This is a genomic window from Dinoroseobacter sp. PD6 (assembly GCF_028807315.1).
Classification (GTDB): Bacteria; Pseudomonadota; Alphaproteobacteria; order Rhodobacterales; family Rhodobacteraceae; genus Dinoroseobacter; species Dinoroseobacter shibae.
This window is the reverse complement of the sequence record NZ_JARAMN010000002.1, coordinates 97,220-112,024: the sequence shown is the minus strand read 5'-3', so window position 1 is coordinate 112,024 and position 14,805 is coordinate 97,220. Positions and strand designations below refer to the sequence as shown.

Genomic DNA, 14,805 nt, shown 5'->3' with positions numbered 1-14,805 from the left:
TTTCTGACAGGGGGCCGGGCGAGATGCCCGGTCCGTATCGTCGGACTAGCCCACCGCACGGGGGCCGGGACATGGGCGCGGGGTTTAGTGCCGCCCCCCTAAACCCCCGGCGGACCGCCGTAAACCGAAGGTATAGACGAGATTTCGAGGACGGATCGCGCCCCAACCTGCCGGGGACGCGAAGGTTTTTTGCGCCAGATCAGAGGCTTGCGCTCAGACCGCGCCGGACATGTCCTGACCCAGCGCCTTGGCGACGGTGAAGATGTCCTTGTCGCCGCGTCCGCACATGTTCATGCAGATGATGTGGTCGCGGGGCAGGTCCGGCGCGATCTTGGCCACATGGGCCAGCGCGTGCGACGGCTCCAGCGCGGGGATGATGCCCTCGGTCTCGCAGCAGAGCTGGAAGGCGTCGAGCGCCTCGGCATCGGTGATCGAGACATATTTCGCCCGTCCGATATCGTGCAGCCAGGCATGCTCCGGTCCGATGCCGGGATAGTCCAGCCCGGCGGAGATCGAGAAGCCTTCGAGGATCTGGCCGTCATCGTCCTGCAGCAGGTAGGTGCGGTTGCCATGGAGCACGCCGGGGCGGCCACCGGTCAGGGATGCGCAATGCTCCATCTTCTCGTTGACGCCCTTGCCGCCGGCCTCCACCCCGATGATCGCGACCTCCTTGTCGTCGAGGAACGGGTAGAACAGGCCCATGGCGTTGGAGCCCCCGCCGATCGCGGCGATCAGCGTATCGGGCAGCCGGCCCTCGGCCTCCATCATCTGCTCGCGGGCCTCCTGGCCGATGATCGCCTGGAAATCGCGCACCATGGCCGGGTACGGGTGCGGGCCCGCGACCGTGCCGATGCAGTAGAAGGTCTCGCGCACATTGGTGACCCAGTCGCGCAACGCGTCGTTCATGGCGTCCTTGAGCGTGCCGCGCCCGGAGGTGACGGGCACGACCTCGGCGCCAAGCAGCTTCATGCGGAAGACGTTGGGCGCCTGGCGTTCGACATCATGGGCGCCCATATAGACCACGCATTTCAGGCCGAACTTGGCGCAGACCGTGGCCGTGGCAACGCCGTGCTGGCCCGCGCCGGTCTCGGCGATGATGCGGGTCTTGCCCATGCGGCGGGCGAGGATGATCTGGCCCAACACGTTGTTGATCTTGTGCGCGCCGGTGTGGTTCAGCTCGTCCCGCTTGAGGTAGACCTTCGCGCCACCCAGCCGCTCGGTCAGGCGTTCGGCGAAATAGAGCGGGCTGGGCCGGCCCACGTAATGGGTCCAGAGATGGTGCATCTCGTCCCAGAAGGCCTGGTCGGTCTTGGCGAACTCGTATTGGCGTTCGAGCTCCAGGATGAGCGGCATCAGGGTCTCGGAGACGAACCGGCCCCCGAAATCGCCGAACCGGCCATTCTCGTCCGGGCCGGTCATGAAGGAATTGATCAGGTCGTCTGGCATGGCGGTCTCCAAACTGGCGTTTGGGCCGGTGTAGTGCGATTGCCGCAGGGGGTAAACAAGGCTTTTCGAAAAGCCTTGGAGACGCGATTTCCAAATCGCGTGTCAACCCGCTTGCAAGCGGGTTGTCCAAGGGCCTTCGAAGGCCCTTGCCCGGCCCGGGCTCAGCGCAGGCGGGTGATCGGCAGCGCGTTGCAGAACACCACGAAATGCCGCCCGTTCTCCACCGCCTGGAACCCCAGCCGGTCCAGCTCGTCAAGAAATCGCTTGCGGCCCACCAACCGCTCCACATCGCGCACCTTGCGTTTGACAACCCCGCCGCGCCGCGCCTCGTTCGAGCCGAAGAGTTGCGCGAGCCAGACATCCGCGGTCATCTGGGGAGGAAGCACAGCCATGCCCGCAGGGTGCCCGAGACAGGTTAACGAGGGCTTAAGCCTTCTGCGCCGCGGCCACGAAATCCGCGATCGCCCCGGCATCCTTCACCCCCGGTGCCGACTCGACCCCCGAGCTGACATCGACCTGGGCCGCGCCGGTCAGCCGGATCGCCTCACCCACCGTCTCGGGCGTCAGCCCGCCCGCCAGCATCCAGGGCTTGCGCCACACCCGCCCCTGCAGCAGCCGCCAGTCGAAAGCCAGCCCGTTGCCGCCCGGCAGCGTGGCGTCCCGGGACGGCTTGGCATCCACCAGGATCTGGTCGGCCACCGCCTCGTAGGCGGCGATGGCGGGCAGATCGGCGGCCTCGGCGATCCCCACGGCCTTCATCACCGGCAAGCCGGTCCGGGTGCGGATCTCGGTCACGCGCGCGGGGGTTTCGAGGCCATGAAGCTGCAGGATATCCACCGGCACCCGGGCCAGCAGCGCGTCCAGATCGGCGTCGGACGGGTTCACCACCAGCGCCACTTTCGCCAGCCCCACCGGCGCCTCGGCGGCCAGGGCAGCCGCGGCGTCGATCTCCAGGTGGCGCGGGGATTTGGGAAAGAACACGAAGCCGCCATAGCGCGCCCCGGCCCGGGCTGCGGCATCCACGTCCGCTGCGGTTCTCAGCCCGCAGATCTTGACCTGCACCACGCCCGTCCGGGCGGCGCCCCGGGGCGCGGGATCAACGAGAACGGGCATGGGGTGCGGGGCTCAGCGCGCGCTGGCCTGGTCTTCGAGCAGGGTCAGGATCTCGTCCTTGCCGTCCTCGACCGCCTTGCGGCTCTTCATCAGCTCGACCTCGCGCTTCAGGCGCCGGGCCTCGGTGCGCTGGCGGGAGGCCTCGTTGCGGTGCTTGGTCTCGCGCAGCCACTCCCAGAAGAACCCGATCAGCAGCCCCGCCGCGATCCCCCCGAAGGCCACGAAATAGAGCGGCACCTGCACCGAGAAGTTCACCCCGGCAAAGGCCGCCATGTTCGCCGGCAACAGGGTCAGCGTGACGATGTCGCGATTGGCGAAGGCAATGGTCAGAAGGCAGATCCCGAGGATTGCGAGAAACGCGTATTTGATCAGGCGCATGGGGTTAGTCTTCCTTTCCGTTCAGCCGATCCCGGAGCAGCTTTCCGGTCTTGAAAAAGGGCACTGATTTCGCCTCGACCGCAACCGCCTCGCCCGTGCGCGGGTTGCGCCCGGTGCGGGCATCGCGGTGCTTGACGGAGAAGGCGCCGAAGCCGCGCAACTCGACCCGGTCGCCGTTCGACATGGCCTCGATGATCTCCTCGAACACCGTGTTCACGATCCGCTCGACATCTCTCTGGTACAGATGCGGGTTCTCGTCCGCCACGATCTGGATGAGTTCCGACCGGATCATGTATGCACCCTCCCTCAGCTTCGTCCGGGGCACCCTCTCCCCGTGATTGCCGGTCGACTATAGCGGCAAAGCGGCGATGTGAAAAAGACTAATGACGGTTTGGCGCCGGAGAAAGAAGCGCAATTCCCTCGCTTTAGCGCGGGGGCCGCCAAATGTGGCAGCACCGGTGGCATGGGCGCGGGCGCAGGCCGCGTTCCGCAAAGGTCACCGATTCGCAAGGGTTTGCGCCCCGCAGGCGGCTTGAGGCCAACCGGCGACCCGGCTCGCGCGCCGCCTCCGGTCCAAAGGATCGCGCCCGCGGCACGGCCTCCGCCCCCTGGGCGGCAACTTGCCCAGAGGAGCCATGCGCACCACCTTTGCGGCATGGATCGTCGTCTGTTTCTCGAACTGCTGCCGGGGCTCGCGTTTCTGGCGGGCCACGTCTTTGGCGGTCTGTTCTGGGCCGCCGGGCTGTCGGTCGTGGCCACGGCCCTCGCGGTCGGTCTGCGTTGGCGATGGGACCGCGCCGTGCCCTGGCTCGCCGTGGCGACCTTCGTACTGATCCTGGTCCTGACGGGCGCGGGCCTGGTGCTTGGGGACGAAACCTTCGTGATGCTGCGGCCGACGGTGGGCGCGCTGGCCTTCGCGGCGATCCTGGCTGTCGGGGCCTGCGCGCGGCCGAGCCTGTTGCAGCGCACGCTCGACTACAAGCTTCGGCTCGTGCCGCGGGGCTGGCCGGTGCTGCATGGTGCGTGGGTCTGCCTCGCCCTGCTCGCCGCCGGGGCGAACGAGATCGCGCGGCGCGCCCTGAGCACGGATCACTGGGTGGTCTTCAACGTGCTGTCGGATCCGGCCCTGTTCGGGCTGATCTGGATCGCGACGAGGCTCGTTGCGGAGGTTTACTGGGATGAGGAGGAGGACGCCCCTGCACCCCATGACCCGCCATGAAAAAGCCCCGCGCGATGGCGGGGCTTTTCCGTGTTCGTGTGGGCTGGCTCAGTCTTTCTTGAGCGCCGCGCCGAGGATGTCGCCGAGGGACGCGCCGCTGTCGGAAGAGCCGTACTGTTCCACGGCTTCCTTCTCTTCGGCGATCTCGCGGGCCTTGATCGACAGGCCGAGACGACGGGTCTTGTTGTCCACGTTGGTCACGCGCACATCGACCTTGTCGCCCACGCCGAACCGCTCGGGGCGCTGTTCGGCCCGGTCGCGGCTCAGGTCCGAGCGGCGGATGAAGGACTTCATGCCTTCGTATTCCACCTCGATCCCGCCGTCTTCGATGGCGGTCACTTCCACGGTGATGATCGAGCCGCGCTTCACGCCGCCCACGGCTTCGGCGAACTTGTCCCCGCCCAGCGCCTTGACCGACAGCGAGATCCGCTCTTTCTCGACATCCACTTCCGACACGACCGCCTGGACGACATCGCCCTTGCGGTAGTTCTGGATGGCTTCCTCGCCGCGCTGATCCCAGCTGAGATCGCTGAGGTGAACCATGCCGTCGATGTCGTTCTCGAGACCGATGAACAGACCGAATTCGGTGATGTTCTTGACCTCGCCCTCGACCTCGGTGCCCTCGGGGTGGGTTTCGGCAAAAACCTCCCACGGGTTGCGCATGGTCTGCTTGAGCCCGAGCGAGACGCGGCGCTTGACCGTGTCGATCTCGAGCACCATGACCTCGACCTCCTGGCTGGTGGAGACGATCTTGCCCGGATGGACGTTCTTCTTGGTCCAGGACATTTCCGAGACGTGCACGAGCCCCTCGACCCCCGGCTCCAGCTCCACGAAGGCGCCGTAATCGGTGATGTTGGTGACGCGGCCGGTGTGGACGCTGTCCAGCGGGTATTTGCCCTCGACCAGGTTCCACGGATCGTCCTGCAGCTGCTTCATGCCGAGGCTGATACGGTGGGTTTCCTTGTTGATCTTGATGACCTGGACCTTGACGGTCTCGCCGATCGCCAGGATCTCGGAGGGGTGGTTGACCCGGCGCCAGGCCATGTCGGTGACGTGCAGCAGCCCGTCCACACCGCCGAGATCGACGAACGCGCCGTACTCGGTGATGTTCTTGACCACGCCGTCCACCGCGTCGCCTTCGTTCAGCTTGCCGATAACCTCGGCGCGCTGCTCGGCGCGGGACTCTTCGAGGATCGCACGACGCGACACCACGATATTGCCGCGGCGACGATCCATCTTGAGGATCTGGAACGGCTGCTTGAGACCCATGAGCGGGCCTGCGTCGCGCACCGGGCGCACATCGACCTGGGAGCCGGGCAGGAACGCCACGGCACCGCCGAGATCGACCGTGAAGCCGCCCTTGACCCGGCCGAAGATCGCGCCCTCGACGCGGGCATCGTCCTCGTAGGCTTTCTCCAGGCGATCCCAGGCTTCCTCGCGGCGGGCCTTGTCGCGGGAAATGACCGCTTCGCCACGGGCATTCTCGACCCGGTCGAGAAACACCTCGACCTCGTCACCCACTGCGATTTCGGGCGCTTCGCCGGGGTTTGCGAATTCCTTGAGTTCGACGCGGCCTTCCATCTTGTAGCCGACATCGATAATGGCCTGTCCCGCTTCGATTGCGATGACCTTGCCTTTGACGACAGACCCTTCGGTGGGCGTGTCGATTTCGAAGCTTTCTTGCAGGAGGGCTTCGAATTCCTCCATGGTTGCGCTTTGAGCCATGTGGTCTCGTGTTTCCTTTGTCGTGTTTATACGGGCCGCGTGGTTGTTTCCACGGGTCTTTGGTGTCGGGTGCGTCGCGATCTCCCAAAGCAATCAGGGCCGCGGCTTTTGCCGGACCCTGCAGTCTTGCCTTGCGATCTTGCGTCGCGTGCTCGATGGGCGCGTCTATACGCGCAAGGGCCATGGGGCGCAACCCCGCCAAGGGCGGGGCTGCGCGCGCGGTCAGATTTCCATGCTGGCGGGGTCCGTGCCCGCCGCGATGGCCTCGCGATACCATGTGGGCTGACGCCCGCGGCCGGTCCAGGTCTGATCCGGGTTGGCGGGGTTGGCGTATTTCGCGACCCCCTTCTGGCCGGACTTGCGATCGGGCCCGGAGGACAGCACGTCCTCCACCGTCATGCCGTACTCCTTGGCGGCCATTTCCATTGCCTTGCGGGCTTCGGCGATGCGCTTCTTCTCCAGCGTGGCCTTCGCTTTGGCAATATCTTTCTCAAGGGCCGTCAGGTCTTCCATCGACATATTTGACAGGTCGATCCCCATATCCTTCACTTTCTTTGTTATGTTCCCTCGGGCGACTGATTTGCCGAAAAATTGACCCAACGCAAGAGGCATTCGCCGGGTTGGGCGAATTGCAGCTTATGGGCCATTGGGAAAGGGCTGCTTAATTCGGACGAATTGGGGAGAATTCCCGGGCCGCCATGCGCGCAGTCGCCAGTGCAATGGCCTTTTCCACCGCCTCGTCAATGGAAAGCCGCGAAGTATCGAGTACCATGGCATCCTCGGCGGGTTTCAAGGGCGCATCGGCGCGCTGCATGTCACGGGCGTCGCGCGCCTGCAGGTCGGCCAGAACCGCCTCCAGGGTCAGATCGGCGCCCTTGGCGGTCAGCTCCGCATGGCGGCGCTGCGCGCGCACATCGTCCGAGGCGGTCACAAAGAGCTTCACCGCCGCATCCGGGCAGATCACCGTGCCGATATCGCGGCCATCGAGGATCGCGCCCCCCGCCCGCTGGGCAAAGGCGCGCTGGAAATCCAGCAGCGCCGCGCGCACCTGCGGCAGGGCCGCGACCTGGGAGGCCGCCTGCCCCACCTCCGCCGTGCGCAGACCGTCCGCCTGCAGATCCTCGGGCGTGAGCGCGCGCGCCGCCTCCAGCGCCGGCATGCCCGACAGCACCCGCCGCCCCACCGCACGGTAAAGCAGCCCGGTGTCCATATGCGGAAAGCCGAAATGCGCCGCCATGGCCCGCCCGATGGTCCCCTTGCCCGCCGCGGCGGGCCCGTCGATCGCAATGGCGAAATTCATCGGCGGCTCCGTTCGGGTCAGGCTTTGTCGCGGGTAAGGGTCGCGCCCAGCGCGGTCATCAGCGGCTCGAAGATCGGGAAGCTGGTGGCGATCGGGCCGCCATCGTCGACCGAGACGGGGGTCTGCGCGGCCAGCCCGCAGCACAGGAAACTCATGGCGATCCGGTGGTCGAGATGGCTGGCGCAGGTGGCCCCCCCCGGCACACCCCCCGGCCCCATCCCGTGCACGATCAGGGTATCCTCGTCCTCCTCCACCCGCACACCGCAGGCCTCCAGCCCGCGCGCCATGGCGTCGATCCGGTCGCTCTCCTTGACGCGCAGCTCCTTGACGCCGCGCATCACCGTGCGCCCGGTGGCATAGGCGGCGATCACGCTCAGGATCGGGTATTCGTCGATCATGGAAGGCGCGCGTTCAGGTGGCACTTCAATGCCTTGCATGGCGTCGCTAAAGCGCGCGCGCAGGTCCGCGACGGGCTCGCCGCCCTCCTCGCGCATATTCTCGAAGCTCAGCTCGGCGCCCATCTCCTGCAAGGTGGTATAGAGCCCCGCGCGGGTCGGGTTCAGCCCGATACCCGGCACCAGCACGTCGGAGCCGGGCACGATCAGCCCCACCGCCACCGGGAAGGCGGCCGAAGAGGGATCGCGCGGCACCACGATGGTCTGGGGGCGCAGCTCCGGCTGGCCGGTCAGGGTGATGACATTGCCCTCGGGCGCGCGCTCGACGCTGATTTCGGCGCCAAAGCCGCGCAGCATCCGCTCCGAATGGTCGCGGGTCGCCTCGGCCTCGATCACCACGGTCTGCCGCGGCGCGTTCAGCCCCGCCAACAGGACGGCGGATTTCACCTGCGCCGACGGCACCGGCACGGTGTAGCGCACGGGCACCGGGTCCGCGGCCCCGGTCAGCGTCATGGGCAAGCGCCCGCCCCGGCGGCCCACGGCGGTGGTCCCGAACCCCGCCAGCGGGTCGGTGATCCGGCCCATGGGACGGCTGCGCAAGCTCGCATCGCCGGTGAAGGTCGCGGTGATCGGCGTCGTGGCCATGGCCCCCATGATCAGCCGCACGCCGGTGCCCGAATTGCCGCAATCGATCACATCCTCGGGCTCGGCAAACCCGCCGGTGCCGACCCCATGCACCGACCAGGCCCCCGGCCCGTGCTGGATCACCTCCGCCCCGAACGCCTGCATCGCCCGCGCGGTGTCCAGCACGTCCTGCCCTTCGAGCAGCCCGGTGACCCGCGTCTCCCCCACCGCGAGCGCACCGAGGATCAGCGACCGGTGCGAGATCGACTTGTCCCCGGGCACCTGCGCTGTGCCGCTGAGCGGTCCGGACGGATGGGCGGTCATGGGGATCGGGTCACCGTGGGCGGACATGGGCTCTCCTGCAGGGGTCTTCAAACGTGGGCGAGGAGTAGACCAAGCCCGCCAGCGGGTCCATGGCGATTTTCCGCCCGCGCGGCCCGGTGCGGGCGGGGCCGCGCCCGTCTCAGCGGCGGCGAAAGGTCAGGTAATGGGGCGTGCGCCCCTCGCGCAGCGCCTTCTGCTCGTAGCGGGTGGAGATCCAGTCGCCCCAGGGCCGCCGCCAATCCTCCGGCCCCTCGGCCAGCCAGTCGAAGCCCGCGCGCGGCACTTCCTCCAGGGCCTGCCGGACATAGTCCGGAATGTCCGTGGCGATGCGGAATTCCGCACCCGGCCGCAGCACCCGCGCCAGGGGCTCCAGATGCTCGGGGGTGACGAAGCGGCGGCGATGGTGGCGTTTCTTCGGCCAGGGATCGGGATAGAGCAGGAAGGCCTTGGCGACACTGCCCGGGGCCAGCACATCGAAGAGATCCCGCGCATCGCCCGGATGCACGGCGAGGTTCTCGACCCCCGCCGCCCGGATCTTGCCCAGAAGCATCGCAACCCCGTTGATATAGGGCTCCGCCCCGATGAGCCCGATCTCCGGATAGGTCGCGGCCTGGTGCACCATGTGCTCGCCCCCGCCGAAGCCGATCTCGAGCCAGATCTCGCGATCCCCGAACCGGCTGGCCAGATCGAGCGGGCGACGCTCCGGGTTCGCCTCCCAGGACACCGGACCCGGGGAGAGCGCGGCAAGGTCCTCCTCCAGGTAGGCCTCCTGGGACGGGCGCAGGCCCTTGCCCTTGCGGCGGCCATAGAAATTGCGCCAGGGCGCGCCGGAGGGGGCGGTCTTGGGGGGGTGGGACGCATCATCGCTCATGGCGCCGGGGGATGACAAAGCCCGGCTCGTGGGTCAAGGGGGCAGAGGCCGGAGGGGGCGCTGCCCCCGCGCGCAATGCGCGCCCCCCGGAGTGTTTTCGCATAGATGAAATCAGACAGACGCCTCGGGCGAGGTCACGCCAGATCCGCCAGAGGCGCGGGCTCGCCAAACGGCGCGTCAAGGTTAACGACCCAACCTCGGGGACGCAGGCATGGCGCCGCCCCGATATCACCCCGCCTCACGCGCACCGCCCCGCGGCAACGAAAGCCCCGTTAAGCTTAACCGCCCGACCTTGCGCATGCGGCTCGGGGACCGGCAGAATGGTGTCCCAAGACCCCTACGAATGCCGCTTGAAGCGCCTCGGTCGCCCGCCGCCCCTCCTTCATTTGTGTAAAAATACTCCGGGGGGGCGCGCAGCGACGGGGGCCGCGCCCCCTCCCCGGCCCGCCTTCTCAGAACCACTGCCCCGGCTCGATCAGCCCCAGCCCCAGCAACTGCGTGCTCTTCCATTCGAACCAGACCGAGTTCTGCCACCAGAAAGTCGGGATCTGGTGGCTGCTGCCCGGGTTCGCCTTCAGCGCCTTGGCCGCCCGGAACGAGCACACCGCCCCGGTCAGGTTGTGATGCCAGGCGCAGGACACGGTGTTGTATTCCGGGTCCGAAAACGTGTGATCCGCCCGCAGGGTCAGCCCCGGCCGCGCCCGGAACAGCGCGATCCGGTCGATCCGGCGCCGCGTGGCGGGCACATGCTCCTCGAACCGCCAGCGCAGCCCGCCGTAGAAATCATACTGCCGCTCCGCCCGGATACCGCGCGCATCCATCCGCTCCAGCGCGTAATAGCCCGACCGATCCATGTAGCAGTTCTGCCGGCACACCCCCGAGGGCGCCTTGCCCAGGTCCCCGGCATAGAGGTCCACCACATAGGTCAGCATCGCATCGCGCCGCTCTTCGGTGTGGAACGCCAGCATTTCGCCCACGCTGCGGGTCTCGCAATAGGGATAGAACAGGTACTCCGCGTTGAACCCGAAATAGAACCACGTCCCCGGCGCCCGCCGCGCCACCGCCGTCACGGTCGCGGCCACGTCCTCGGCCCCGAACCGGTCGCAGCGCACCCGGTGAACGCGCGCATCCAGCCCCTCCGGCACCGCCAGGTGATCGGGCGCGAACAGCACCAGCGCCCGGAACCCCTGCGCCAGGTGATGCGCGAGGGTCGAGGCCAGCTCCACCCCGTCCTCGGCGAAGATCAACGCCACCGGCCCGCCGCGCAGCACCTCCCGCCCCCGGGCAAGAAAGCCCGCGAGATCCGGCGCCGCCCCTGCGGCATTCAGCGGTGATCTGATCTGCTCCATGCCCGTCCTTTCGCTCCCGCGCCGCCAGCTTCCCCGATCCGCGCGCGCTCTGCAACGGCCCCCATGATTGCAAGGGGCCCGGGCTTTGTGTATGCGGACGCGGTAACCCCTTCCTTAATGCTCTGAGACCCGCGCCATGGCCGATCCCAAGAAGCTCTACATCAAGACCTATGGCTGTCAGATGAATGTCTACGACAGCGAGCGCATGGCCGAGGCCATGGGCGGCGAGGGCTATGTGCAGACGGATCGCGCCGAAGACGCGGACATGATCCTGCTCAACACCTGCCATATCCGCGAAAAGGCCGCCGAGAAGGTCTATTCCGAACTGGGCCGGTTCAAGCCGCTGAAGGCCGAAAAGCCCGACCTGAAGATCGGCGTGGCAGGCTGCGTCGCCCAGGCCGAGGGGGCCGAGATCATGCGCCGCCAGCCGCTGGTGGACCTGGTGGTGGGCCCCCAGGCCTATCACCGCCTGCCGGAGTTGACCGCGCGCGCCGCCACCGGGGCCAAGGCGCTGGATACGGACTTCCCCGAGGAGGACAAGTTCGACCACCTCGCCGCCCGGCCCAAGGCGAAACGCGGGCCGAGCGCGTTTCTGACCGTGCAGGAAGGCTGCGACAAGTTCTGCGCCTTCTGCGTGGTGCCCTATACCCGCGGGGCCGAGGTCAGCCGCCCGGCCGCCCGCGTGCTGGGCGAGGCGCGCGATCTGGTGGAGCGCGGCGTGCGCGAGATCACCCTGCTGGGCCAGAACGTCAACGCCTATCACGGGCATGCCAAGGGCCTCGCGGGCCTGATCTGGGATCTGGCCGAGATCGACGGGCTCGAACGCATCCGGTTCACGACCTCGCACCCCAACGACATGGACGACGCGCTGATCGAGGCCCATGGCACTTGCGACAAGCTGATGCCCTACCTGCACCTGCCGGTGCAGTCCGGCTCCGACCGGATCCTCAAGGCGATGAACCGCAAGCATACCGCCGAAAGCTACATCCGCCTGATCGAGCGGATCCGCGCGGCACGCCCCGACATCCTGCTGTCGGGGGATTTCATCGTGGGCTTTCCCGGCGAGACCGATCAGGACTTCGCCGACACCATGGCGCTGGTCGAGGCCGTGGGCTACGGCCAGGCCTATTCGTTCAAATACTCCGCCCGCCCGGGCACGCCCGCGGCCGAGAAAGAGGACGTGCCGGGCGAAGTGGCCGATGCCCGCCTGCAAACCCTGCAAGCCCTGCTGACGCGTCAGCAGCGCGCGATCCAGGACGCCAAGGTCGGCACTACGGCCCGCGTGCTTTTCGAGAAACCCGGTCGCCTGCCGGGCCAGATGGTGGGCAAGTCCGAACACCTGCACGCGGTCCATGTGGCCGCCCCCGACGCCGCGCGCGGCGACCTGGTGCGCGTCCGGATCGCGGAAAGCTCCGCCAACTCCCTGCGCGGCGTGCTGATCGCGGCCTGACCCGCCCCGGCTCAGTCGCCGGACCGTTTGCGCCAGCCCCCGGTGGCGGCCCGCTGCGCGGCGCGGCGCTGTCGGCAGGCGAGCACCCTGTGCTCGACCCAGGCGAACCCCACCGCCGCCATCGCCCAGACCGCCAGCAGCCCGCCCCAGTTGACCCTGTTCTGGAACCCCTGCGCCCAGGACACCGTCGCCGTCACGATCAGCACGAGGATCGTGGCGCGCAGCATCCCCGCGCGCAGCGCCCTGCGGGCCTGTGACGACAGCGGTCTGCGGGCCATCCCCATGGCATCTCCTCCAACTCACGCGCCCCGGACCGCCCGGGGCGAACACCGGCGCAGGCGCGCTAGAACGCCAGGGCGAGGCTGACCGAGATGTTCCGCCCCCGGGCATTGTCGGTCAGGTAGAGGGCGGGCTTGTAGGCCTCGTCGAAGATGTTGTTCGCGGCCAGCCGCACCTCCACGCCCTGGGCCAGATCGACGGGCGGCACCCAGGTCGCGAAGAGATCCACCACCTGGTAGCTGTCGGTGGTCTCGTCGCCCGTGGGCACCCGGTCCTGCTCCCAGGTGTAGGTGCCGGTAACGCCGAGCTCCAGGTCGTAACGATCGAGCCGCGTGCCCAAGGTGACCGACACCTCGTCGGCGGGAATGCCCTCCAGCGGCTCGCGGGGGCCGCCATCATCGGTCCCGTCCGCGCGCACCCGCGCATAGGCCAGCGAGCCGAACCAGAGGTCCGAATCGTAGGCCACCTCCAGCTCCCAGCCCTTGTAGGTCGCATCGTCGATATTGACGAACGGATCCGACGTGGTGGCCCGCGCGATCAGGTTCTCCACATCCGTGTCGAAATAGGTCAGCTTGCCGACCAGCTGATCGCCCGACTGGAACACGTCCAGCGCCGAGTAGGACAGCCCGACCTCCCAGGTCTCGGCCTTCTCCGGCACCAGATCGAGATTGCCGCTGGAGCCGTCATAGACCTCGTCCAGCACTGGCAGGCGCTCGGTCCGGGCATAGGTGCCGAACACGTTGATCGCATCGGTCACTTCGTAAAGCAGGGCGATCTTTGGCGCGAAGGCCTCGTTCTCGACCTTGTCGCCCGCGCCGAAGCTGGTGTTGTTGTCCGCCGGGGTCAACGTCTCCCACTCGTAGCGCAGGCCGGGGATGATCGTCAGCCCGAAGGGCGTGACGATCTCGGCCTGGGCAAAGACGGCGATGTTCTCGTCCTCGCCGCCGGGCTGGAAGGCGATGAAGCCATTGGGCGGCGTGGTCGGGAATTTCCGGCTGGTGGCCTCGCCGACCCGTTCCTGCCGGCTGGCGTCGAACCCGTAGGCAAGCGTCACCTCGGTCCCGCCCAGCGCCAGGAAAGAGGTGTTCATCACGTTGAGCTGCCAGGATTCGTAGCCGTATTCCGCATCCTCGAAGAGCGAGCTGGGAATGCCCAGCGGGTTCGTCGCGTTTTCCTGGATCACCTCCGTGTCGGAATAGCCCAGGCGCACTTCCAGGTCGATCAGGTCGTTTTCGGGCGGGTTGTAGTCATAGCCCAGCACGAAAAGACTGTCGTCCACGTCCCGGTCCACCCGCCCGAAGGCTTCGAAGGTCTCGGTCTGGGCATACTCGGCCTGTTTGGCGTCGCTGGCCCAGTTCTGATAGGTGGCAAAGACGCTGTGGGCCATGCCCTCGCCGAAACTGTAGCGCCCCTTGAGCAACACAGCGGTCGCATCGAAATTGGTGCCGATCACCTCCTCGCCGTCGCCATCCTCGTAATTGTCCCGTTCGCGGTAAGTGAACGCGGTCAGGAATTCGAGCCCCTCGGCCGGCCGGAAGGCCAGCACCGTGCTGCTCAGCGCCTCGTTGCCATTGGTGCCGAAACTCAGCTTCTGGCGCCCGCCGAAATCGTCCTCGGGCCCGGACAGGAAATCGGCCGCTTCGCGTGTCTGCAACTCGATCACGCCGCCCACGGCCCCCGCCCCCGTCAGCGTCGAGGACGCAGGCCCCCGCAGCACCTCGATCCGCCGGTAGAGGTCGGGATCGGTGAAGATCGCGCCCATGCGATACTGTTCGTAGAATTTCACCACGCCGTCGATCCGGGTGATCAGCCGGTTCTGGTCGCCCTCGGCGCTGCTGCCGATGCCGCGGATGTTCACCCGTTGGCCCAGCACCCGTTCCGAACCGACCGCGGTGACACCGGGGATCGAGGTGAACAGATCGTTGATCGTGGTCGGCTGCTCGCGCGCGATCTGCTCGGCCGAGATCACCGATACCGATTGCGGCGTGTCGCTGGCCACGTTGTCGGTGCCCGACCCGACCACGATGGGGTCGAGCGCCGTGGCCCCGGACTGGGTCACCACCGGCACGAGACCGGCGAAGATGTCCTCTTCGGGGGGCGGGGCCGCCTGCTGGGCGGCGGCAGAAACGGCCAGGCAAAGCGGCGCCGTCGTGCAGAGCAGAAATCGTGTCACATCCATGGGACCCTCGCAGATTGGAATCGCTGGCCGCCCGGCTGGGTGTGACTTGCTATAGGTGCTGAATAATTCCCGAGTGTTTTAATCATATTTAACGAAAGCGCAAGCGACTTGTCGCCTGCCTGCGGGCAAATGCGCCCGGCACGGGCGCGCGCG

The 14,805-nt window shown here is 67.5% G+C and carries 15 protein-coding genes; 2 read left to right on the top strand and 13 right to left on the bottom strand.

All coding sequences use genetic code 11. The features are described 5' to 3' along the window. Positions 1–213: 213 nt before the first annotated feature. The 5 genes from trpB to ihfB all read right to left on the bottom strand — a co-directional run bounded on the left by trpB (position 214) and on the right by ihfB (position 3,229). Entirely contained in the window at positions 214–1,446 is a 1,233-nt protein-coding gene (gene trpB / locus PVW48_RS03915) for a tryptophan synthase subunit beta (RefSeq protein ID WP_012177704.1), read from the bottom strand. 161 nt (positions 1,447–1,607) lie between these two features. Beyond that, a complete protein-coding gene (locus PVW48_RS03910; RefSeq protein WP_274580389.1) occupies positions 1,608–1,817 on the bottom strand; it encodes an N-(5'-phosphoribosyl)anthranilate isomerase in 210 nt (69 codons plus the stop codon). Positions 1,818–1,872: 55 nt separating this feature from the next. Then, entirely contained in the window at positions 1,873–2,559 is a 687-nt protein-coding gene (locus tag PVW48_RS03905) for a phosphoribosylanthranilate isomerase (protein ID WP_274580388.1), read from the bottom strand. A 12-nt stretch (positions 2,560–2,571) separates the two neighbouring features. Beyond that, positions 2,572–2,937 carry a LapA family protein gene (locus PVW48_RS03900; RefSeq protein WP_012177701.1) on the bottom strand — a complete coding sequence of 122 codons (366 nt, stop codon included), beginning with the start codon at positions 2,935–2,937 and terminating at the stop codon, positions 2,572–2,574. Between the two features lie 4 nt (positions 2,938–2,941). After that, positions 2,942–3,229 carry an integration host factor subunit beta gene (ihfB, locus tag PVW48_RS03895; protein ID WP_012177700.1) on the bottom strand — a complete coding sequence of 96 codons (288 nt, stop codon included), beginning with the start codon at positions 3,227–3,229 and terminating at the stop codon, positions 2,942–2,944. A gap of 363 nt (positions 3,230–3,592) precedes the next feature. Here ihfB and PVW48_RS03890 point away from each other — a divergent pair, with 363 nt between their 5' ends. Continuing rightward, positions 3,593–4,156 carry an inner membrane-spanning protein YciB gene (locus PVW48_RS03890; protein ID WP_274580387.1) on the top strand — a complete coding sequence of 188 codons (564 nt, stop codon included), beginning with the start codon at positions 3,593–3,595 and terminating at the stop codon, positions 4,154–4,156. A 48-nt stretch (positions 4,157–4,204) separates the two neighbouring features. Here PVW48_RS03890 and rpsA read toward each other — a convergent pair whose 3' ends face one another. From rpsA to PVW48_RS03860, 6 genes are all read right to left on the bottom strand, one after another. Beyond that, positions 4,205–5,911 (bottom strand): 30S ribosomal protein S1, encoded by a 1,707-nt coding sequence (gene rpsA, locus PVW48_RS03885; protein WP_274580650.1) that lies wholly within the window; start codon positions 5,909–5,911, stop codon positions 4,205–4,207. A gap of 192 nt (positions 5,912–6,103) precedes the next feature. Beyond that, positions 6,104–6,394 carry an H-NS histone family protein gene (locus PVW48_RS03880; protein ID WP_274580386.1) on the bottom strand — a complete coding sequence of 97 codons (291 nt, stop codon included), beginning with the start codon at positions 6,392–6,394 and terminating at the stop codon, positions 6,104–6,106. A 148-nt stretch (positions 6,395–6,542) separates the two neighbouring features. Further along, positions 6,543–7,181, bottom strand: a complete 639-nt coding sequence (locus PVW48_RS03875) for a (d)CMP kinase (protein ID WP_274580385.1) — start codon at positions 7,179–7,181, stop codon at positions 6,543–6,545. A 17-nt stretch (positions 7,182–7,198) separates the two neighbouring features. Then, positions 7,199–8,551, bottom strand: a complete 1,353-nt coding sequence (aroA, locus tag PVW48_RS03870) for a 3-phosphoshikimate 1-carboxyvinyltransferase (protein ID WP_274580384.1) — start codon at positions 8,549–8,551, stop codon at positions 7,199–7,201. Positions 8,552–8,663: 112 nt separating this feature from the next. Further along, positions 8,664–9,395, bottom strand: a complete 732-nt coding sequence (trmB, locus tag PVW48_RS03865; RefSeq protein ID WP_274580383.1) for a tRNA (guanine(46)-N(7))-methyltransferase TrmB — start codon at positions 9,393–9,395, stop codon at positions 8,664–8,666. 452 nt (positions 9,396–9,847) lie between these two features. Continuing rightward, positions 9,848–10,744, bottom strand: a complete 897-nt coding sequence (locus PVW48_RS03860; RefSeq protein ID WP_274580382.1) for a hypothetical protein — start codon at positions 10,742–10,744, stop codon at positions 9,848–9,850. 136 nt (positions 10,745–10,880) lie between these two features. Here PVW48_RS03860 and miaB point away from each other — a divergent pair, with 136 nt between their 5' ends. Then, positions 10,881–12,194, top strand: coding sequence for a tRNA (N6-isopentenyl adenosine(37)-C2)-methylthiotransferase MiaB (gene miaB, locus PVW48_RS03855; protein ID WP_274580381.1), 1,314 nt, complete (start codon positions 10,881–10,883; stop codon positions 12,192–12,194). 11 nt (positions 12,195–12,205) lie between these two features. On the opposite strand, the gene PVW48_RS03850 is transcribed toward miaB, so the two are convergent. Then, on the bottom strand, positions 12,206–12,472 hold the full coding sequence (locus PVW48_RS03850; protein WP_274580380.1) for a hypothetical protein: 267 nt from the start codon (positions 12,470–12,472) through the stop codon (positions 12,206–12,208). 65 nt (positions 12,473–12,537) lie between these two features. Further along, positions 12,538–14,646: a TonB-dependent receptor domain-containing protein gene (locus tag PVW48_RS03845; protein WP_274580379.1), complete on the bottom strand. Its 2,109-nt coding sequence runs from the start codon at positions 14,644–14,646 to the stop codon at positions 12,538–12,540. Positions 14,647–14,805: the final 159 nt, after the last annotated feature.